The 21,517-nt window shown below is 37.2% G+C and carries 16 protein-coding genes and 2 pseudogenes; 5 read left to right on the top strand and 13 right to left on the bottom strand.

The window, feature by feature from the left end; genetic code table 11:
• Positions 1 to 44: 44 nt before the first annotated feature.
• From J6L97_RS03060 to polA, 10 genes and pseudogenes are all read right to left on the bottom strand, one after another.
• Positions 45 to 664, bottom strand: a pseudogene (locus J6L97_RS03060) (transposase family protein).
• A gap of 42 nt (positions 665 to 706) precedes the next feature.
• Positions 707 to 1,564: an IS982 family transposase gene (locus J6L97_RS03055; protein WP_118992340.1), complete on the bottom strand. Its 858-nt coding sequence runs from the start codon at positions 1,562 to 1,564 to the stop codon at positions 707 to 709.
• Positions 1,565 to 1,795: 231 nt separating this feature from the next.
• Positions 1,796 to 2,725, bottom strand: a complete 930-nt coding sequence (locus tag J6L97_RS03050) for an Abi family protein (protein WP_013086685.1) — start codon at positions 2,723 to 2,725, stop codon at positions 1,796 to 1,798.
• Positions 2,726 to 2,854: 129 nt separating this feature from the next.
• Positions 2,855 to 4,792 carry a threonine--tRNA ligase gene (thrS, locus tag J6L97_RS03045; RefSeq protein ID WP_054832991.1) on the bottom strand — a complete coding sequence of 646 codons (1,938 nt, stop codon included), beginning with the start codon at positions 4,790 to 4,792 and terminating at the stop codon, positions 2,855 to 2,857.
• A gap of 286 nt (positions 4,793 to 5,078) precedes the next feature.
• Positions 5,079 to 5,987, bottom strand: a complete 909-nt coding sequence (gene dnaI, locus J6L97_RS03040; RefSeq protein WP_005728262.1) for a primosomal protein DnaI — start codon at positions 5,985 to 5,987, stop codon at positions 5,079 to 5,081.
• Between the two features lie 19 nt (positions 5,988 to 6,006).
• Positions 6,007 to 7,341: a replication initiation and membrane attachment family protein gene (locus tag J6L97_RS03035; RefSeq protein ID WP_023488425.1), complete on the bottom strand. Its 1,335-nt coding sequence runs from the start codon at positions 7,339 to 7,341 to the stop codon at positions 6,007 to 6,009.
• A 2-nt stretch (positions 7,342 to 7,343) separates the two neighbouring features.
• Positions 7,344 to 7,811, bottom strand: a complete 468-nt coding sequence (gene nrdR, locus J6L97_RS03030) for a transcriptional regulator NrdR (RefSeq protein WP_005728264.1) — start codon at positions 7,809 to 7,811, stop codon at positions 7,344 to 7,346.
• A gap of 2 nt (positions 7,812 to 7,813) precedes the next feature.
• On the bottom strand, positions 7,814 to 8,416 hold the full coding sequence (coaE, locus tag J6L97_RS03025) for a dephospho-CoA kinase (protein WP_005721156.1): 603 nt from the start codon (positions 8,414 to 8,416) through the stop codon (positions 7,814 to 7,816).
• The gene (mutM, locus tag J6L97_RS03020; RefSeq protein WP_057726958.1) at positions 8,416 to 9,243 is read right to left on the bottom strand and encodes a bifunctional DNA-formamidopyrimidine glycosylase/DNA-(apurinic or apyrimidinic site) lyase; all 828 of its coding nucleotides are present in this window, start codon (positions 9,241 to 9,243) and stop codon (positions 8,416 to 8,418) included. The genes coaE and mutM overlap by 1 nt, the downstream gene beginning before the upstream one ends.
• A gap of 8 nt (positions 9,244 to 9,251) precedes the next feature.
• A complete protein-coding gene (polA, locus tag J6L97_RS03015) occupies positions 9,252 to 11,915 on the bottom strand; it encodes a DNA polymerase I (RefSeq protein ID WP_057726957.1) in 2,664 nt (887 codons plus the stop codon).
• A gap of 348 nt (positions 11,916 to 12,263) precedes the next feature.
• Here polA and J6L97_RS03010 point away from each other — a divergent pair.
• Positions 12,264 to 13,490, top strand: a pseudogene (locus J6L97_RS03010) (IS110 family RNA-guided transposase); the annotation flags it as partial.
• Positions 13,491 to 13,637: 147 nt separating this feature from the next.
• On the opposite strand, the gene J6L97_RS03005 reads toward J6L97_RS03010, so the two are convergent.
• Positions 13,638 to 14,030 (bottom strand): hypothetical protein, encoded by a 393-nt coding sequence (locus J6L97_RS03005; RefSeq protein WP_057727089.1) that lies wholly within the window; start codon positions 14,028 to 14,030, stop codon positions 13,638 to 13,640.
• A gap of 187 nt (positions 14,031 to 14,217) precedes the next feature.
• Between J6L97_RS03005 and J6L97_RS03000 the strand changes: the two genes are divergently transcribed.
• From J6L97_RS03000 to J6L97_RS02985, 4 genes are all read left to right on the top strand, one after another.
• Positions 14,218 to 15,075: an IS982 family transposase gene (locus tag J6L97_RS03000; RefSeq protein WP_118992340.1), complete on the top strand. Its 858-nt coding sequence runs from the start codon at positions 14,218 to 14,220 to the stop codon at positions 15,073 to 15,075.
• 89 nt (positions 15,076 to 15,164) lie between these two features.
• Positions 15,165 to 16,679 (top strand): M1 family metallopeptidase, encoded by a 1,515-nt coding sequence (locus J6L97_RS02995; protein WP_057726733.1) that lies wholly within the window; start codon positions 15,165 to 15,167, stop codon positions 16,677 to 16,679.
• Positions 16,680 to 16,777: 98 nt separating this feature from the next.
• A complete protein-coding gene (locus J6L97_RS02990; protein WP_057726732.1) occupies positions 16,778 to 17,755 on the top strand; it encodes an SLAP domain-containing protein in 978 nt (325 codons plus the stop codon).
• 107 nt (positions 17,756 to 17,862) lie between these two features.
• Entirely contained in the window at positions 17,863 to 19,197 is a 1,335-nt protein-coding gene (locus J6L97_RS02985; protein WP_057726731.1) for an MATE family efflux transporter, read from the top strand.
• 56 nt (positions 19,198 to 19,253) lie between these two features.
• Here J6L97_RS02985 and murC read toward each other — a convergent pair whose 3' ends face one another.
• Positions 19,254 to 20,567 carry a UDP-N-acetylmuramate--L-alanine ligase gene (gene murC / locus J6L97_RS02980; protein ID WP_057726730.1) on the bottom strand — a complete coding sequence of 438 codons (1,314 nt, stop codon included), beginning with the start codon at positions 20,565 to 20,567 and terminating at the stop codon, positions 19,254 to 19,256.
• 287 nt (positions 20,568 to 20,854) lie between these two features.
• Positions 20,855 to 21,502 carry a YtpR family tRNA-binding protein gene (gene ytpR, locus J6L97_RS02975; RefSeq protein WP_005723469.1) on the bottom strand — a complete coding sequence of 216 codons (648 nt, stop codon included), beginning with the start codon at positions 21,500 to 21,502 and terminating at the stop codon, positions 20,855 to 20,857.
• Between the last annotated feature and the right edge of the window lie 15 nt (positions 21,503 to 21,517).

The following is a 21,517-nucleotide window of genomic DNA, read 5'->3' as shown; positions in this document are numbered from 1 at the left end:
ATTGGAGAAAAAGCATTTATTTTACAATCAAGTTACGCGTGGTGCTAGTTAAATCGTTCTAGACAATATGCCATATTATAAGCTAAAATAGCTATTTCTAGCCGCTGTTGAAAGCCTACTGGACTTCTTGCTCGATTATTCTCAGCGTTGTAATAACTAAGCAAAGAAAAGTCGCTTTCAATGCTTCTTCTAATTGCCATCATCGCTTACTATTGCGTGGACCTTGAAGCCATAATAATAGACTTTCTCGGTTGCTTTATAACCAATATCAGCTACGCCCCGAAAGATCTTGACACGATAATTGCGAACAGGCTGGGAAACTATCAATAATCAAAAATTCTCCAGCTGTCTTTACTTCTTGATTCCAAGCCTGACGGATACAACGAATTAGAGGCAAGAGCATTCGAGCTCGACGGTTAAAGCGAGAATGAGATAAGCCAACGAAGAATTTACAGAATCTTCGTTGAGATTCAATTCCAATTTCAGTTTGCCAAATGAGCATCGCTAAGATAGAACTATCAGGAAGCTTGGTCTGATCAACATTTTTACGATGTTTAAGTCCATCAGGCGCATAAAGCTTATACAGCGAGCGACAAATCACATTTAACCGATTAAAACTAACTTGTAAATGGTGAGAAAAACGCTTAAGCTTGAGATAGTTCAATTAGATCAGACTCTTTTCTATTTAAATTACTTACGCGTGGTGCTAGTTAAATCGTTCTAGACAATAAGCCAAATTATAAGCTAAAATTGCAATTTCCAACCGGCTTTGAAAGCCTATCAGACTACGTGCTCGATTGTTCTCGGCATTGTAATAGGTCAGAAGCGAAAAGTCGCTTTCAATTGTTCTGCGAATAGCCATCAATTGATGATCATTGTGCTTTTTAGCTCCTGTCATATTTTTACGATATGGTGTCCAAAGTTCATAACCCATTTGTTTTAGCTGTTGATGCAGTTCTTTGCCTAAATAGCCTTCGTCGCCAAGAAGATAGTAATTAGATGGATGTGCATTTTCCATCAGTTCAACTGTCTCCTTGGCATCATGAACTGATGCTTTTGTTACGACATAATCAAGAATGTAACCGTCATCGCTAACAATGGCATGAACTTTGAAACCATAGAAGTAAATTTTCTTGGTGGCCTTATAACCAATGTTGGCATAACCGCGAAAAATTTTAGCACGATAGTTGCGAATTGGTTGGCAAACAGGTACCGGAAAGCTGTCAATGATCAAGAAATGTCCATTCAGGTCAACCTTTTTATTCATTTCTTGCCGTATCTGATAAATCAATTGCAATAGCTGACGTGAACGCCGATTAAAACGTGAGTGTGATAAACAATTGAAACATTCACAGAATCTTCTTTGTGATTCAATTCCTGTCTTAGCTTGCCAGATAAGTAAAGCCAAAATCAGACTGTCCGTAGTTTTAATTTGATCAATATTTCGCCGATGAGTAAACTCAGCCGGTGCATACAAACGATACCAGTGCCGACAAATTATCACTAAATCTTTAAAACTAACTTGTAAATGGTGGCTAAAACGCTTAAGCTTAAGGCAGTTCAATCAGATCAGACTCTTTTCTATTATTACTATTTACAAGTCGAGTCTAACAAGATTGGACTTTTTTATTAACTAAAACGATTTAACTAGCACCACGCGTAATCAAGTTACATTTTTACATCTTTATTACGTATGAGAATAGATATTCATAAAAGAGGGTATAAAAAAAGATAGTAGCAGGACAAGTCTCCGCTCTATCTGAAAGCCATCATGCTTTTCAATTGTATGTTTAGATTAACATTCTTCTGCTAATTTATCAATAAGTTTATTAAAAAAATTATTGACAGAAGTAATTTGAGGATTACTTTTGAAAAATTCATCATTAGTTGAAATACTATCCATTAATTCTTTTAATTGTCGTATTCTATTTCTTTTTGCTTCTATCGGAATTAATGAACAATATACAAAGAGTAATACTACAATGTTGTATACGAATTTTTTTCTAAGTTGTTTTCTTCTAGTCTGTGTTGATACAATGTTTAATCTTTTAATAAAATTTGTGATTTCAATATCTGGATGTTTAGACTCATCCATTTTTTCAGCAATATTATTTATTAAACAATTATTATGTGAGGTTGCGTTCCTTAAATCGCGAATAATATTCATAAATTTATTTTTAGGAATAATCTCTTCTTTATAGCTATCTTCATAATATTGACATATGTGAAGTAAGGTGCCAAAAGAAATTAATTCAACTAAAACCCAAATTGGAAAAAATGGATAATATTTTTTTATTAAGTTACGACAATACTCGCCTGATTTGTGCTGTTGTATGTTCTTTAGAGTATGAAAATTTTTGTCCTCAGAAGTTAAGTAATTTTTCACAAGAGAATATCCATCTTCATTCTCGTTCTGAGTGGTACTATTTATTAGCTTAACCTTGATTTGAGTCTCTATATCTAAACACATATCTCTTATCATATTTCTTATTGAGGCATCAATATTATACAATTCTTTCAAGTAAGCAAAATCTAATTTTTGATACTGTCCTTTTCTGTTTCCTTCTAATATCTTAGGATAAAGTTGCCGATAAGCTGCAACTTTAAAATAATACATGGTTTCTTTCAAAAATACTTTAGCTTCTTCTTCAGTACAAAGCTCAAATTTGATCCCTTTTTTGTTCATATGTTGAATCAACTGATCAACGGTCATCATTTGTTTCATACGTATTCCTCAATCTTTTTAGTTTCTACTAAAATATTATACTAAAGGGAACATAGGAACGGCTACACTTTTAAAAAAATACCCCATGCAAAATCGCATGAGGTATCTTCTAAATAATTATCTATTTAATTACTTTTCATCACGTGAGTATGACTTAACGTCAGCGTCAATTTCCTTAATAAAGTCATCAAGGCTCATTGAATTTTCTTGGTCAGTACCGTAAGGACGTACGTTTACGCCATTAGCGTTCATTTCGTCATCACCTAATACCAAAGTGTAAGGTACCTTTTGAGTTTGTGATTCACGAATCTTGTAACCCATCTTTTCGTTACGAGTATCAACTTCTGCTCTGAAGCCACGCTTAGCAAGTTCTTGACGAACCTTTTCTGCATATTCACCATGAGCATCAAGGTTAACTGGGATAATTTCAACTTGAACTGGAGCAAGCCAAGTTGGGAATGCACCCTTGTAAATTTCAGTAAGGTAAGCAATGAATCTTTCCATAGTACCAACAATACCACGGTGAATCATAACTGGACGGTGTTCTTCACCATCTTGACCAACGTAAGTTAAGCCAAATCTTTCTGGAAGCATGAAGTCAAGTTGGATAGTTGACATAGTTTCGTCATTACCCAAAGCAGTCTTAGTTTGAATATCAAGCTTAGGACCGTAGAATGCTGCTTCACCTTCAGCTTCAACATAGTCAAGGCCAAGGTCATCCATAGCACCCTTAAGCATCTTTTGACTTCTTTCCCACATTTCGTCATTTGCAAAGTACTTGTCAGTATTCTTTGGATCACGGTATGAAAGTCTGAAGTAGTAATCAGTAATATCGAAGTCCTTGTATACGTCCATGATTAACTTCAAAATCTTAGCGAATTCAGTTTGAACTTGATCCAAGGCAACAAAAGTGTGGCCATCATTCAAAGTCATTTCACGTACACGTTGAAGGCCTGACAAAGCGCCTGACTTTTCATATCTGTGCATCATACCAAGTTCAGCAACACGAAGTGGCAAGTCACGGTATGAACGAATGTGGTGCTTATAAATTTGAATATGTGAAGGACAGTTCATTGGACGAAGTTCAAGCATTTCGCCATCACCCATGTCCATTGGTGGGAACATGTCATCACGGTAGTGTGCCCAGTGACCTGAAGTCTTGTAAGCATCAAGGTTCATTAATACTGGAGTATAAACGTGTTGATAACCGTCAGCAACTTCACGGTCGATGATATAGCGTTCAACAACACGACGAATAGTAGCACCCTTTGGCATCCAGTAAGGAAGACCAGCACCAACCTTAGGATCAACGAAGAAGAGGTCAAGGTCACGACCGATAGTTCTGTGGTCGCGTTCCTTAATTTCTGCACGACGCTTCAAATCTTCCTTTAAAGCAGCTTCCTTGAAGAAAGCAGTACCGAAGATTCTTTGAAGCATTGGGTTGGATGATTTACCAAGCCAGTAAGCACCAGCAACTGACAAAAGCTTGAAGTGCTTAATCTTACCAGTGTTTGGCAATAAAGCATCAAAGCCAAAGTCAACGAAATCACCTAACTTGTAAGCATCAACCTTGTCACTGTCAATTTCCTTCAAAAGATCAGTCTTGTAAGGGTCATCCTTGAAAATATCTTCAAGTTCTGACTTGTCCATTACAACATGTTCAATTGCTTGACCACTCTTGATCAACTTCTCCATAGCTTTTTCAAGTTCTGGCAATTCAGTAACCTTAATTTGGTCATCTTTGTCAGTATCTACGTAAAAACCGCCTTCATCAGCAACATGTTGACCCAAACGAAGTTCTGGGTACTTATTCTTAGCAACTGCTTCAAGTGCAAAAGCAGCAGTAGCTCTTAAAATATCCAAGCCTTCTTCATCCTTATCAGTAAGAATGGCAACTTCAACATCATTGTCAATTTCATAATCAAGTGGCTTAACAACGCCATTTACTTTAGCACCAACGGCAGCTTTTCCAAGAGATGTAGCGATTGATGAAGCTACTTCCTTAACTGAAACAGCCTTATCAAAATCTTTCTTTGAACCGTCTGGCAAAGTAACTGAAAAACTCATATTTTTACCTCCAATAAAAAAATCCCAGTGCTAATAAAAGCACTGGGACGTGTTAATTGCGTGGTTCCACCCAAAATTCAGGTTAGCGTACGTCTAACCTCTCGTATAGATTGATAAAGGTATCCAGCCTCTTAAAATTCAATTTTGGGGAATAAACGATTGGGGTGATTTTCTAATGAAGAACTTCCAGAACTAGGTCCTTCTCTCTGAGCCGAACATCATCATGTCTCGTTTAATTAACTTCAATTATACGCATCAAAGTGAACGATGCAAGACCTTTTTGAAATTAATGCGAAAAATTTCGTCGATCAGGACCGGAAACTACTACTTCTTTAGCTAAAAAACGTACTCGTTGCATTAATCTTTTAGCTTTAACTGGATCAGTTGCATTACGGGTTTCCTCAAAGTGTGACTCTAATGCTTCCATATCTAAATTAGAAGAGAAAAAGGTTGGCAAAACATTATCCATTCTTGCCTGTAAAATTACTCCTAAAACGTCATCACGTGACCACTGACTTAATGTTTCTGCCCCAATATCATCCAAAATTAAGATATCGCATTCAGCTAAATTCCTGATCTCATCTTGCAAGCTGTTATCACCAAAATGACTTGATAAACCTGCAATAAAAGTTGGAACGTGTAAAAATACAACATTCCGATCAAAATTAGTTGCTACATAGTTTGCAAGTCCCGCTAGCATATAGGTCTTCCCGATCCCAAAGTCGCCCGACAAATAAAGGCCTTGTTGGTGAGGATCAGCTTTGTACTTTTTCAAAAAATCATAAATCAGGGTTAAAGCTTGCTGGCGATCATTTGTAACCTCAATATCACTTAAATTAACATCATGCAATTTAGCAGGCAGATCAATTAAATGAAGACGCCGCTTGGCTGCTCGTTGCTGATCTGCTACAATCTTAGCCTCGGTAGGTTTGTAACGTACATCAATTACTTTGCCGTTTAAAAATAATTGCGGAGCATAACCGGCCAGCACCTGATTCTGACTATGTTTTTGCGCATAATATTCATAGATATTGGCCATACTATTTCGAATCATCGCCTTATCTATTTTTTCCCTATTTGCCTGCAAAAACGCTTGCACATCTGGATCGTGTAAAGCAGTTTTCAACAGTTCTTTCTCATTACCTAAATTACGCTCTTTAACTATTTTTTTAAGCAAATCACCAATTGCTTCCATTATTTCACCTACCCTCTATTTACTTATTTTTCAGATCCTTAAAGATATCCTTCAGCTGTTCTGTTGACATACCTTCATTTTTAGCCTTTTTCTTGCTCCAATCGGTACCTTTTTCGACTCGCTTATTTTGTCGATATGACTGTCGATTTTTCTTTTTAAGAATATCGGCTTTACGCTTCTTCACATATTCAAGAGCTTGTACCCCAGTACTAATACCACCTTGCAGCCAATCATTAGCTATTCGATAAGCACGATTAGAAGTTACAACAGTATCGTAGGTCAAACAGGTATGAATCAAAATATTAATCAAATCTTCCGGCAAGCCATACTGCGTGTGCAGCTGATTAATAATATAGTTTTCGCCTGGAGCTACAATTCCACCCTTTTCAGTTTTTAATTTGTATAAAAATTCAGATGGGGAATTTTCATTTGCTTCGAGTAACAGTTTTCTATCATTAGCATCCAAACCTTTGATAGTCGCAATAGCGCGCTTTTTGCCTTCTTCAATTTGTTTTTGAATGTTTTCCCTAGTATGCAATCGTTTATAATTTTCTGCTATGGTATTACTAATTTCATGCATGTTTAATTTATGTGTACCATGCAAACAGGGAACAGTCTCATCCACAAATTCCTGTTCCGATAAATTATATGTCTGTATTAAGCCCCGAATTTGGTTCTTTTTAATTTCTACTTCTTGAGCTGGAATTTGATAGACATTATATTGATCTTTAATCAGATCCCAATCAATTGGATCCTGGGCATTAATTTCAGCAGTTTCTACCTCAGGCGCTTTATTTTCCTGCGCAGCTTCTACTACCTCATTAGATGGATTAATTGCTTCATCCCCTGGCAAGCGAAAAACATCAAAAAAGTTGGCTGAGACATCGCGCGCATTCTTGATTGGCTTTTCACGCAGTTTTGCTTCCTTAGCAAAAGCATGACTCAAGTCATGAAAGGTTGGGCTGCCAACTTTTTCTTTCAACAAACTTGCTAGCAGTGGTGTTGCAAAAAATTTGTCTGCACTAGGAACCTGTAATAACTTAAAAACAATGATATTATTGAAGACATTATCCGCTAAAAAAGTTTGCACTAAACCTACGGCTTCCAGTTTATGCAAAGAATGAAACATATCTTTTAAACTACAATCAAGTTGCTCCTGTAGTGAATAAATTCCCTTTGCATCAGAAACAATACCATATGGATCATAGTCATTGATCAAAGTCTGATACAAGGCAATTGCCACCGCGCCAACCAAAGGCTGATACAGTTTAATCAAGATTTTCTCATTCTCTGGAAAAAGGGTAATCTTGTTGGCTACATAATAAAGATGCTTAGGATCAGACGTTGCAAACATGACTAATTACCCTTTCCTTTTTTGGCCATCATATCTTCCATTGTCTTCATAAAGCTAGACATATCCTTGAACTCACGGTAAATTGAAGCAAAGCGAATATAAGCTACGTCATCCAAATTAGCCAAATCATCCATGACATACTGACCAATCTTCTTAGATGAAATTTCACTAACGCCTTGTTTTCTTATCTTATTTTCGACACGATCAACCAATTGCTCAAATTGTTCACTACTGATTGGCCGTTTTTGTCCGGCTGCCATTACTCCGTGCAAAATTTTCTTTCGACTGAATGGTTCACGGGTACCATCATTTTTTACTACCAACAAAGGAGCAGTTTCCACTCGTTCAAAAGTAGTAAAGCGAAAACCACAATTTTCACATTCTCTGCGCCGTCTAATAGCCCGGTTTTCATCACTAGGCCGCGAATCAATAACGCGAGAAGCATTTTGATGACAATTTGGACATTCCATAGCTATCCCTCTTCTCTAATCTTTACCAATAATTGTGCTAGTTTATTCTCTAGTTCTTTTATTGTACCAGTATTTTCAATCACAAAATCAGCCAATTGCTCTTTTTTGACCATAGGCAACTGACTTTGCATCCGAATTCTTGCTTCTTCATCGGTTAAATGATTCCGCTCCTTCAAACGCTGTAATTGCATTTTCTCAGGCAAAGTAATCACTAAAACACCGTCAGCTATATCTTTCTTATCCATCCCTGACTCAAAATAAAGTGGGACATCAAGAATAACTATTGGTTGAGCTTGATATTGATTTAGCAATTTCTTTGTTTGCAAAAAAATCAACGGATGCGTTAACTCATTTAATTTAGTTAAAGCCCGCGAATCCTTAAATACCAATTGCCCTAATTTCTTTCGATTAATCGTTTGGTCATCATTTAAATACTCTGAGCCAAAATAATCTTTAATCGCCTGCCAAGAAGCTTGCCCAGGCTCCATCAAATCATGAGCAATCTGATCATCATCGATCACAGGAATTTTATTTGCTTTAAAAAACTGGTCCGCTGTACTTTTCCCAGTTGCAATACCACCAGTTAAGGCTAAAACATAGCTCATTAATAAACCACCTGACAATGTGGACAGAAGGTTGTCCCTCTGCCTGATACTTTAATCTTTTCTAGTTCCGTGCCACACTTTGCACAAGGTTCACCTGCATGACCATAAACCTTGAGCATTTCTTGATAGCCACCAACATTTCCGTTGGCATCTAAATAAGTATGAACAGTCGTCCCACGCTTTTTTGTTGCAATTTTAATAGTTTGGTTAATATTCTGCCACAGCTCTTTTGCTTTTTCTGCCGGAATTTTATTTGCGGCACTCAAAGGATGAATTCCACTCTGCCACAGTGTCTCATCAACATAGATATTACCTAAACCTGCAACGGTTGTTTGATCAAGCAAGACATTTTTAATATTTTTCTTCTTACGGCTCAAGGCCTTGATAAAATAATCTGACGAAAATTCTATGCTATTAGGCTCAGGGCCCAGTTTGCCAATCCCCGTCACTTGGCGCTCAGTACCTGTTAAAATCAGCTGCATGCGGCCAAACTTACGCACGTCATTATAACGCAAGGCAGTTTGATCAGTAAAAATAAACTCTACGTGGTCATGCTTATCCTTAGGCGCATCGGAAGTGGTTAAATGATATTTTCCCTCCATGCGTAAATGTGACACAATAGTTAAATTATCACTTAGGCGTATCAGTAAATATTTAGCATAGCGATCAATCTTTAAGACCTTTTTACCTGGTAATTCTTTGATAAATTTCTCATGGTCTGTTGCCACAATTTTGGGATACCAAAGTACTACTTTTTTAATCGTTTTTCCAACGATTAGCGGAGTTAAAGTCCGTCGCACCGTCTCGACTTCAGGCATTTCTGGCATTAAATCACCTACTTTGCATCATACCAATTATGACCCCAACCAGAATCTGCAATCAATGGCACATCAAGCTTCACTGCCGATTGCATAACTTCTGGAACTATCTTCTTAATCGTTTCTAATTCATCTTTTGGCACATCAAAAATCAATTCGTCATGTACTTGAACGACCATCTTGGTCTTCAAATGTAGTTCATCTAGCTTCTTTTGCATATTGATCATAGCAATCTTGATAATATCGGCCGCTGATCCTTGAATAGGCGAGTTAATCGCAGTTCTTTCTGCAAAGGCACGAACGGTGTATTTCTTAGCATGAATATCTGGTAAATATCTGCGGCGGTGCATGATCGTTTCTGCATAGCCTTTATCACGGGCTTCTTGTACCGCCTTATCCATATAATCCTTAATCTGTGGGTATTGTTCAAAATAATTATCAATAAATTCTTTAGCTTGTTTTCTTGAAATACCTAGGTTCTTAGACAAGCCATAATCAGAAATACCATAAACAATACCGAAGTTAACTGCCTTAGCATGACGACGCTGAAGTGGAGTTACTTCATCTGGAGAATCTAAATGGAAGATCTTCATCGCAGTATGGGAGTGAATATCGTAGCCCGTCTTAAATGCTTCTTGCATATGAGCATCACCAGAAACATGTGCCAACACACGAAGTTCAACTTGAGAATAATCGCAAGAGAAGATATAACCATCAGGATCACGTGGTACAAATGCCTTTCTAATCTGCTTGCCTTCTTCAGTACGAGTTGGAATATTTTGCAAGTTAGGATCAACACTAGATAAGCGTCCCGTTGCAGTTAAAGTTTGCAAGTAGCGCGTATGAACACGACCATCAGGTTGGATTACGTCAAGCAGTCCCTTAACATAAGTTGATTGGATCTTAGCGATTTGACGGTAGTCAAGAATTTCTTTAACAATTGGACTTTGCGTCTTTAATTGATCAAGCACTTCAACAGAGGTTGAGTATCCAGTCTTAGTTTTCTTCAAAACTGGCAAGCCTAACTTTTCAAATAAGATATGTCCTAATTGCTTAGGCGAATTTAAATTAAATTCTTCCCCGGCTTGTTGATAGATCTTTTTCTCTAAATCCTGCAGCTTCACAGCAAATTCATTTTGCAATTGAATTAAAGTACTTGCTTCAACCTTCATACCATTGATTTCCATCTTGGCAAGAACTCGAGCAGTTGGAATTTCAATCGTATCAAACAAGTCATCTTGTTCATGTTCTTTTAGCTTTTCCAGTAATGGCTGCTTTAGCTGTTCAATTGCATTAACTTTAGAAGCCAAATGATTAAAGAGCTCATCATCGTCGTCTGGCACATGTTCACTCTTACCTTTGCCATAAACTTCGATATCAGTTTTAACGGAATAATCACCATATAAATGGGCAATTTCACCTAAATCATTTGAATTATTTTCATTATTAACTAAGTACGAAGCAAGCAACATATCATAATCTAAACCGTGAGCGTGAATCCCTAAGCGATGCAAGCCAACTGTAGTTCTCTTTAAATCAAAAACATTCTTTTTAATTTTTTCATCTTCCAAAAGGTGCTTGATATTGCTTTCATTAAGTAAATCGACATCTCTTGAAACATAAATTTTATCGTTAACCTTTAAACTGAAACCAACAAAATCAGCTAGATGGTAATTAGCTCCCAGCATTGCTAAGTAAAATTCTACTTGGTCGTTTTCAGTTGCTTTAACTTGGTCTACATTCTTATCATCTAAAACAGTGTATTCAACTTTTTCTACTTCAGTACCATCTTGTCCTTTTCCTGAGGCATTGAGTTCAGCTAAAAACTTGCGGAAATTCAATTTTTCATAAAATTGACGCAATTTTTCATAGTCTACTGGTTCACGTTTAACGTCATCAATATCAATTGTAACTGGTGAATGGCGATCAATCGTAGCCAATTTTTTAGCTAAAAAGGCCTTGTCTTTATCATTAATCAAGTTTTCCTTTAATTTGGATTTCTTCATCTCATCCACATGAGCATAAAGATTCTCAATTGATCCATACTTTTGAATAAGACGAGAAGCGGTTTTTGGACCTACCTTAGTGACGCCAGGATAGTTATCAGAATTATCGCCCATCAAAGCTTTCATATCGATGAATTCAGTTGGCGTTACACCATTAACTTCCTTCATGTGTTCAGGAGTATAGGCTTCAAGCTGAGATACACCCGACTTAGTCACTTCAACTGTTGTCTTGTCTGAAGCTAGCTGAGTCAAATCACGGTCCCCTGTCACAATTGTAGTCGTAAATCCATTTTCTTCACCCTTAGTGGCAAAAGTACCAATAATATCATCAGCCTCATAGTCCTTTAATTCATAGGTTTTAATACCTATGTCATGCAACATTTCTTGAATATAAGGCATTTGTTCAAGTAACTCCTCTGGGGTTTTCGCACGTCCGCCTTTGTATTCACCATACATTTTTGTTCTAAAAGTGACTTTTCCTGCATCAAAAGCTACCAATACGTGGGTTGGATCAACGTATTTTAAAAGGACATCGAGCATGTTCTTAAAAGCGTAAATGGCATTAGTGTGCAGGCCGTCTGGACTCTTGAAAGATTCTAGTTGACGATAAAGAGCGTAAAAGGCTCTGAAAGCTACAGAGTTACCATCGATTAGAAGTAATTTTTTATCTGCCATTTTATTCCCCTTTTATAAAAATTGTTCTCTATACTTACTTATCTATTTTACCAGTTTCAAGGGTAATCTTTTAATAGGAAGTTTAATGTAAAAGAAACATACTAACCTAGTGTTGGATCATGAATCGACGGATTCACGATCTGGCACTTTTTATTTTGTCTAAAATAGAAAGTGAAGATAAAGCAAATCAAGTCTTCAGCTTTTTAGACACTTGATGTCGTAAAAGAAACGGACTGCTTTACCACCTATTCTTAAGTCTCTTCGAAGTCTGTGGGCACTTAGATGCCGTGTTTAGAAAATTAGAATTAATAGGTTGATAAAGAGGTTTATCTTCACAGCGGAGGTTATATTATGGAATCACAAATTATTTTCGGTATTGATGTTAGCAGTAAATCTTCCACAGTTTGTGTGGTTAATGACCGGATCAAACAAGGCGAATCTTTTAGAATCTCTAATGATTCCTTTGGCTATCAAAAACTTTATGAGCAACTGAACCAATATTTGATAACTCCTTTAGTTGTTTTCGAAGCTACTGGTGTTTATTCTCTAAGCCTGCAAGCTTTCTTAGAGGATTATCATATTAAGTATTTGAAGCTTAATCCGCTTAAAGCGAAAAAGCTAATGGACAATAATTTACGCCATAATAAAACTGATAAGGTAGATGCTTATCGCCTGGCTTTAATTCAATTTAATGCCCCGCAAAAGCTGCGTGATCCACAGCCCAGAGAGTATCATGAACTTCAGAATGCCAGTCGCTATTATGAAGAACTTACTAGGAGTATAGTTACTACTAAAAATCAATTGCACCGCAACCTCCAATCCACTTTCCCACAAATTGAAGAAATACTGTCTCATCCATCTGGCAGAATTTATTGGGCGCTTGTTAGTCTTTTCCCACATGCTGGATATGTTCTAGAAAAGAATGAGACACAGGTAACTCAAATGCTTAATTCTATTTCTGGAATAGGACAACAAAGGGCACGGTACTTAACCACAAGATTATACGCTTTTGCTAGAGAAGCTTATCCTTATGATTCCAAAGATAGTATTATCGTTAGAGCTATTCAAAGGAACATTTCTAATTTATTTTCACTCCAGCAAGAACGCGACTATGTAATTAACTACATGGAAAAGCTGGCTAAAGCAGTAAACGCTCGTGCTTTATCCATCTATTTGAGTATCCCAGGGGTTGCTAGAATTACAGCAGTGAGATTAGTAGCAGAGCTCGGTGATCTAAGACGGTTTAGCACTTCAGCTCAAATTGATGCGTTTGTTGGCATTGATCCAGGAAGGTACCAATCTGGTGAAAAAGACAGTTCTCTTGGCATTACCAAGCATGGCAATCATATTGCCAGAAAAATACTTTATCGAGTTATTACTCAAATGGAGACGGTAAAGGCTACGCAGCCTTGCCATATAACTGATTATTATGACAAGAAAAAACGATCTTCAAATAGCCAAGGCTATAAGAAAATCGCCATTGCATCAGTCCATAAACTGATACGCACAATGTTTGCTCTTATCAAACATGATCAATCATATGATTACAACATAGCCACCGAAAATAAAAGACTTTGGCTGAAATCAAATAATCAACTTAAGTATAAGCAACCTATGGAAAAACTACAAGTATTCATAGGCTTATTTGTGGTACTTTCGCTTTTTCTTAAATTTAAACTCTTATTTGCTTTAACCTTATTCGCATCATTAAAACAAGTAAATTTATTTTCTTAAATCATTGATAATACTTGACTTTGGGTAGAAAAAAAGCTCCACTTTTATGGAGCTTTTACTGTCAGTCGACTTAGATGACTGAGTCTTTGAATCAGGCTTAGATTGATTCTTTTTACTTGAATCTTTCTTGCTTGTATCTGACTTACTTGAATCCTCTTTATCAGTAGTTGAGTTACCTGAAGTTGATTTATTTGTAGTTGAGCTGCTATTAGTAGTGCCTGAAGTGCTATTTGAGTTACTTTGCTTAGAACTACTGTTAGTGCTTGATCTATTACTTGTAGTGCTACTACTTTGTTGGGTGTTAGAACCATTGCGCTTAGTCGTATTTGACGTAGTATTCGAGGTATTGTGATGAGTGTGATTCAAAGAGTCTGAACCCATTGGGCCATCTCAAAAATATATCCTAGAAAAAGGAAATAGTTCATTATTGTCAATCAACAATAATAAACTATTTAAAATATTGTTTCAATTACGCGTGGTGCTAGTTAAATCGTTTTAGTTAATAAAAAAGTCCAATCTTGTTAGACTCGACTTGTAAATAGTAATAATAGAAAAGAGTCTGATCTGATTGAACTGCCTTAAGCTTAAGCGTTTTAGCCACCATTTACAAGTTAGTTTTAAAGATTTAGTGATAATTTGTCGGCACTGGTATCGTTTGTATGCACCGGCTGAGTTTACTCATCGGCGAAATATTGATCAAATTAAAACTACGGACAGTCTGATTTTGGCTTTACTTATCTGGCAAGCTAAGACAGGAATTGAATCACAAAGAAGATTCTGTGAATGTTTCAATTGTTTATCACACTCACGTTTTAATCGGCGTTCACGTCAGCTATTGCAATTGATTTATCAGATACGGCAAGAAATGAATAAAAAGGTTGACCTGAATGGACATTTCTTGATCATTGACAGCTTTCCGGTACCTGTTTGCCAACCAATTCGCAACTATCGTGCTAAAATTTTTCGCGGTTATGCCAACATTGGTTATAAGGCCACCAAGAAAATTTACTTCTATGGTTTCAAAGTTCATGCCATTGTTAGCGATGACGGTTACATTCTTGATTATGTCGTAACAAAAGCATCAGTTCATGATGCCAAGGAGACAGTTGAACTGATGGAAAATGCACATCCATCTAATTACTATCTTCTTGGCGACGAAGGCTATTTAGGCAAAGAACTGCATCAACAGCTAAAACAAATGGGTTATGAACTTTGGACACCATATCGTAAAAATATGACAGGAGCTAAAAAGCACAATGATCATCAATTGATGGCTATTCGCAGAACAATTGAAAGCGACTTTTCGCTTCTGACCTATTACAATGCCGAGAACAATCGAGCACGTAGTCTGATAGGCTTTCAAAGCCGGTTGGAAATTGCAATTTTAGCTTATAATTTGGCTTATTGTCTAGAACGATTTAACTAGCACCACGCGTATCCTATCATCAAAAAATAGATTTACTTTATGCCGATAATTTCCAATAATTAGAGTAAATTTTTCTTGGAGGGAAAATTATTAAAAGAAGAACAACACTTTTATTGTCGAGTGCAGTAACCATTGCGGCATTATTTAACTTCAACTCAAAAGTTCAAGCTGCGGCTGATCCTACGATCAAGGCAACAAATTACAACATGACCGTGAAGTTGAACACTTGCAAGAATCAATTAACAGAAAAAGTTACCATGCACGTTGTTAATAACGGCAATGAACCTGTTAAAAATTTATTGGTTAGAAATATTGCTAGCGGCGTGTTGAAATACGACCACAAGCATTTTAAGGCTACAAGAAATGCGACAACTTCAGTTAAAAGCATTTCATCAGATGGTCAAAAGCTTTCTTACACTACCAGTAAAGACAAGAGCAATTTATTTGTTAACAAAAGTCTAAATACAGGTGAATCTACTGATTTAACTGTTAACGTAGTTACCGGCGTGCCTAAGAGACAAGATCGTTTTGACTACCAAAATATCAACGGCGGTAAGGTTTATCACCTGTCATTCTGTTTCCCATACTTAAGCGATTATCGCAACGGTAAGTGGAATTATCACCCATACTACGATGCTGGTGAAAACCGCAATAGTGCTGTAAGCAATTTCCACGTTAGCTTCTTCGCACCAAAGAGCTACAAAGTTGCCGCTTCTGGTCAAAGCACAACCAAAAATGGCAAAACTACAATTACCGCCAACAACATGCGTGAGTTCGCAATCGCTACTTCCAACAAGTTCAAGGTTGACCACGCTTATGCAAACGGCGTAAGAATCAACGACTACTACCTTGCAAGCAAAAACAGCAAGCAATACAACAAGCTTGCTTTGATGACTGCCCAAGACAGTTTTCACATTTTTACCAAAAAGATCGGCAAATATCCTTACAAAGAAATCGATATTACTGAAGGCTTGCTTGGCAAAGATACCGGTGGGATGGAATATCCTGGCTTGATCATGATCGATGCCAGCGGCTTTTTACAAAAGAAGCACCCACTTGATAGATATAATGAATTAACTGAAGATGTTTCTCACGAAGTTGGTCACCAATGGTTCTACGGCACTGTCGGCAGCGACGAATACATGGAACCTTGGCTTGACGAAAGTCTTACCAACCTCCTTGAAAATGGCGTTTACGATTTGACCTACACTAAGAGCAAGTCCTACTGTGCTAAACTGATGCACAGTAAGTTCTACACTCGTAAGAACGTCAAGCGTGCTAACAAGATCTTAAAAGAAAATGCTAACCAATTCATTAATAAGAATCAAAAGACCAACTACATCAACTACCCTGTTAATAATCCACCAAAGGGCGTTAACACTAAAGACATGGCTTACGAACTTGGGATGGACTTCCCTGCTGTTTTAAAAGTAGCCATGGGTGAAAATAAGTTTTTTGATGCTTTACACGATTACTACCAAACTTACTACTTGAAGCAAGCAACTGCACAAGACTTCTTGAACATTATCCGCAAGTACGATAATTCAAAGAAGGTTAACAATGTGATCAATAAATTTATTGATCCTAAGTACTTAAGTGAATAAAATCAAATAACCCCGAAAACGTTTGAGTTTCGAGGTTATTTTTATAGTCTCATAAGTGCTAAAATCAACTTAAGGGATTATTACAAAGGAGACAAAATATGACTACTAAAAAATTAGCAACTATCGCAGCAGCTTTATTAATCAGTGTTGCACCAGCAACTGCTATTATCAATCAACCTGTTCACACAGTTCAAGCAGCTACGCAATCACAAAAAGGTAAAGTTACTCTCAAGAAATCCTTTAACGGCACAGTTCAAGTCTTCAACAGCAAAGGCAATGCCACTACCACTACCAAAAAAGTCAATGGCAAGAAGATGACTGTTGCTTCAACGATTAAATCAGGCTCAAGTTTTAAATATTATGGCAAGCCTATCCTGATCCAAGGTAAAAAAGTAGATGCAAAAACTTCTAAGAACTACCACTACACTACCGCTTCTTACGTTAACATCGGTAAAAAACGCTACATCAAATCTTTGAATGTTAGCTCAATGGATGGACAAAATGTTTTAATCTTGAGTTCCAACTCTCGCATTTATGATAAAAACGGTCACCGCACTACTTTCAATGGTTTGTCACTCATCCCTAAATATATGTTAGTTAAAACACCAGCTAAAACCCACGCCACAACTAAGAATGACGTATTTTACTACTTCTCAAATCTTAGCGGGTCTAAAAAGAGAAGTTTGAACACAACCACTATCAAGGGCAAGCCATTCTACGCCTTAGGTAATGGCGCTTATATCTATGCTTCAAATGTTGGCTTTGTCAACGGCAACACCCTTTACCAAGCTTCTGGTACTACTACCGCCACTATTTTAAACAAGATCCACGTTTTAAATAATAAGCTTAAGTCAACCAGCAAGTTGCTCAAGATTGGTCAAAAAGTTAAGGTAGATGCCACCAAGACCACTGGTGAAGGTGATGAAGCTGGCCTTTACTTCAGAATTGCTGGCACCAAAGGTAAAAAAGCACAATACATTTACTGGGGCGACGATGCCGAATATGGTATGGATCAAGAAAGCACTACTGATGAATTTCAAGGTAACTTTAATTTAGATAATCACCTCGCAAATTAACACAATATGCTAAAATTAAATAAATGATATAACGTAGCGACCTAGAATAGTGAGGTTTACCTCAAAGTATCTTTCTAGGTCGCTTTTTTCAATGTGGGAGAAAATTTATGGATGAATTATTTGCTAAAGCGCCGATTAAAAAGGTCTACTTTAAGCTAGCATTACCGGTCGTCTTAGGGATGATCACTACCATGATCTACAACTTGGCAGACACGATGTTTGTTGCCAAAACGGGTGATACAAATCTAGTAGCAGGAATTACGATTGGTGCTCCACTTTTTACTTTTTTAATCGCTGTTTCTGACATTTTTGGGCTCGGTGGATCTTCACTAATTTCACGGCTATTCGGTGAAAGAAATTATCAATTAAGTAAACGTGTAAGCAGTTTTTGTATGATCGGTGGATTTGTTACTGGTTTAATACTAACAGCCATTTTACTAATTTTGGAAAATCCGATCATTCATCTTTTAGGAGCAAAAGCTGCCACCTATCAAGATGCTGCCGATTTTTATCGTGTAATATCAATTGGTGCTGCGCCAATTATCTTCTCAATCATTCCGCAGAACTTAATCAGAACAGAAGGTTTAGCTACCCAAGCAATGGTTGCTACAATGACGGGAACTATTTTAGCTATCATCCTTGATCCTATTTTCTTGTTTGTTTTCAAAATGGGTGCAATCGGTGTTGGGATTGCCAACGTTACAGGTTATCTAGTCACTGATGCTATTCTCATTTACTACGTTTTATACAAAACTGACTACATCAAATTAAAGCTAAAATATAGCAAAATTAGCGGCAAAACAATCAAAGATATCGTAGCAATCGGCATCCCCGGTTCAATCACCAACTTCGCTCAAAGCTTTGGTATGGCACTTCTTAACTCATCTTTAGCTCTATACGGTGCAAACAAAGTTGCCGCAATGGGAATCACCCAAAAGATTTACAGTATCGTTATCTTGGTAATCGTTGGTTTTGCCTTTGGTTCACAACCTTTAATTGGTTACAACTATGGTGCTAAAAACTGGAAACGATTAAAGAAAATTCTAAACTTCGATATTCTTGTGCAAGTTGTTTATGCTGTAATTTCAGGCGGATTATTAATTTTATTTGCTCGTCCAGTTACTGCTTTATTTATGAATCAACCGGACATCGTTAATGCCGGCAGTTACATGTTAATTGCGACCATCATTACTACACCAATCGTTGGTATCATTTTAGTTTACACTACCGTCTTCCAATCAGTTGGTAATGCTTGGGCTGCCTTCATCATGGCAATTACTCGTCAAGGCGTTGTCTACTTTATCGCATTAGAAATTCTAAAAGTCACATTTGGCTACCACGGTATCGTTTGGGCTCAAGCAGCCAGTGATATCATCACCTGCATCATCGGTTACTTTATTTATGAAAAGAGCCTGGATCTCAAGGATAAAATCAAAGATTAGCCAAAATAAAAACTGCTCTCTTATTGAGAACAGTTTTTTTCATGCTTATCTTTCAATTAAAGCAACTTTTCAAAAGCATCTTCATACTTAGGAATATCGCCGGCACCCATAAAGACAATGACTGAATTCTTATTCTTAGTCAAGTCAGCAATATTGTCTAAGTCAATTACTTCTGAGCCAGGAATATTCTTAACTAAGTCTTCGCTTGAAATATCACCGTTAGCTTCACGAGCTGAAGCATAAATTGGAGTAACGTATGCTTTATCTACATCGCGCAAAATTTCTTCGAAGTCTTTTTGATACTTCTTGGTTCTTGAGAAAGTATGTGGTTGGAAGACTACGACTAACTTTTTATCTGGGAACTTTTGACGAGCAGCTTGAATAGTTGCTCGCATTTCGGTTGGGTGGTGAGCATAATCATCGATAACAGCAATATCGCCAAAGTATTTTTCACTAAATCTCCGCTTAGCACCCTTAAAGGTCAACATCCCTTCACGAATGTCATCCATCGGCACTTTTTCAGTGTAAGCAACCGCAATAACAGCAGTTGAGTTCAAGATGCTGTGATCACCAAATAAGTGAATTTCAAATTCACCTAAATCTTTACCATGTGCTAAAACATGGAACTTAGAACCAGTAGTGGACTTCTTAATGTCAACAGCTTGAAAGTCATCGGTATCCTTGAAGCCATAAGTGTACTTAGGAATGTCAGTCTTCAAACTTTGCAAACGTTTGTCGTCACCCCAAACAAAGAGCGCCTTCTTAGTTTGATCAGCTGCTGATTGAAAAGCACTAGTGTAATCGGCTTGATCCTTGAAGTAATCTGGGTGGTCAAAGTCAATGTTAGTCATGATTTGGTAATCTGGGTGATATGCCAAAAAGTGACGACGATATTCATCAGCTTCATAAACAAAGAAACGTGAATTTGCCACGCCCTTGCCGCGACCATCACCGATTAAGTATGAAGTTGGGGCAACTTCACCTAAGACGTGTGATAAAAGACTGGTAGTTGAGGTCTTGCCGTGAGTGCCTGAAATACCAATTGAAGTATGCATTTGCACAATTTCTTCAACAGTATCTGGATATGATTGCCACTTAACACCCTTTTCAAGGCAAGCTTTAACTTCTGGATTGTCTTCTTTAAAAGCATTCCCTTTAACAATTACTTGTTCATCATTGCTCTTGATGTTATCCGGGTTAAAGTTTTTAACATCAATGCCCACATTTTCAAGTGGCACTTGCGTAAAGGTATATTTTTCAATGTCACTACCTGCTACATCATAGCCTAAGTCATGTAAAAGCAAGGCAAGGGATGCCATACCTGTACCCTTAATACCAATGAACCAAATTTGCTTATTCTTGTCTAACATTTATTTACCCTCGAATTTTTAACGTTTTTATTCGTTAACTATTTTACCATTTTTCTTATGCTAAAATTTTTAAAATCAAAAGAAATCTATGATGAAAACGACAATTATGTTAATACTGTCGATCATTTGATCATTAAAGATCTTACGGGTAAAACTATTTCCCACAAAATCGGTTCACTAGCTCCTTAAAAGGTGAAACTGGTGGCTTTTCTTAGACAAAATAAAAAAGTTGATCAATTAGCTTTTTTGCACCAACTGGTCAACTTTTTATTTTTGCTTTATTCAAATTATAAAGTAATTTCACCACTAGCGATCAGTTCATCACACTTAGTTGGTTCAAATTCTGCACCAACTTCGAAGCTATCAGGAACAACCATGATCCCGCGCTTTTGTGGTGCGTGTGGCAAACCTAATTCACGAGCTGAACAAATCATGCCGTATGAATCAACACCGCGCAATTCACCTGGCCAAATTTGTGCACCATTTGGCATTAAAGTACCTGGAAGTGCAACAACTACTTTTTGACCTTGAGCGATATTTGGTGCACCACAAACGATTTGGTGTTCTTCACCATCAGCAACCTCAACAGTAGTTACGTGCAAGTGATCTGAATCAGGGTGTGGTTCACAAGTCTTAACGTAGCCATAAACTAAAGTTGGCTTGCCATATGCTAACTTGTCAGTAAAACCAACTTCATCAAGCTTCTTGTTCAGTGCAACAAGCTCATCGTCTGACAACTTAACTGGACCATTTGGTAACTTATCAAAGTCAACTAACTTATCAACGTTGAAGAAGTTGTAACCAATGGTCTTGCCTTCATCGTTAGTTACGCGAGTAACGTCTTCTTTTTCCTCAAATGAGCTACGGCCTTCATCGTGACCTAAGATAACGATCAAAGTGTTAGGATAAGCTTCTTTATTAGTACTAGTAATCATGCTTTTTTATTCTCC

Source organism: Lactobacillus crispatus (assembly GCF_018987235.1).
In the GTDB taxonomy this organism is placed as follows: Bacteria; Bacillota; Bacilli; order Lactobacillales; family Lactobacillaceae; genus Lactobacillus; species Lactobacillus crispatus.
This window is presented reverse-complemented; position numbering and strand designations above follow the sequence as displayed.

What these genes read in the sequence shown, in the direction of transcription:
- dnaI (WP_005728262.1), bottom strand. Translation starts at nt 5,987, where the DNA reads ATGGAAGCAATTGGTGATTTGCTTAAAAAAATAGTTAAAGAGCGTAAT.
- J6L97_RS03005 (WP_057727089.1), bottom strand. Translation starts at nt 14,030, where the DNA reads ATGGGTTCAGACTCTTTGAATCACACTCATCACAATACCTCGAATACT.
- ytpR (WP_005723469.1), bottom strand. Translation starts at nt 21,502, where the DNA reads ATGATTACTAGTACTAATAAAGAAGCTTATCCTAACACTTTGATCGTT.
- J6L97_RS02985 (WP_057726731.1), top strand. Translation starts at nt 17,863, where the DNA reads ATGGATGAATTATTTGCTAAAGCGCCGATTAAAAAGGTCTACTTTAAG.
- murC (WP_057726730.1), bottom strand. Translation starts at nt 20,567, where the DNA reads ATGTTAGACAAGAATAAGCAAATTTGGTTCATTGGTATTAAGGGTACA.
- polA (WP_057726957.1), bottom strand. Translation starts at nt 11,915, where the DNA reads ATGGCAGATAAAAAATTACTTCTAATCGATGGTAACTCTGTAGCTTTC.
- mutM (WP_057726958.1), bottom strand. Translation starts at nt 9,243, where the DNA reads ATGCCAGAAATGCCTGAAGTCGAGACGGTGCGACGGACTTTAACTCCG.
- nrdR (WP_005728264.1), bottom strand. Translation starts at nt 7,811, where the DNA reads ATGGAATGTCCAAATTGTCATCAAAATGCTTCTCGCGTTATTGATTCG.
- J6L97_RS02990 (WP_057726732.1), top strand. Translation starts at nt 16,778, where the DNA reads ATGACTACTAAAAAATTAGCAACTATCGCAGCAGCTTTATTAATCAGT.
- J6L97_RS03035 (WP_023488425.1), bottom strand. Translation starts at nt 7,341, where the DNA reads ATGTTTGCAACGTCTGATCCTAAGCATCTTTATTATGTAGCCAACAAG.
- J6L97_RS03050 (WP_013086685.1), bottom strand. Translation starts at nt 2,725, where the DNA reads ATGAAACAAATGATGACCGTTGATCAGTTGATTCAACATATGAACAAA.
- coaE (WP_005721156.1), bottom strand. Translation starts at nt 8,416, where the DNA reads ATGAGCTATGTTTTAGCCTTAACTGGTGGTATTGCAACTGGGAAAAGT.
- thrS (WP_054832991.1), bottom strand. Translation starts at nt 4,792, where the DNA reads ATGAGTTTTTCAGTTACTTTGCCAGACGGTTCAAAGAAAGATTTTGAT.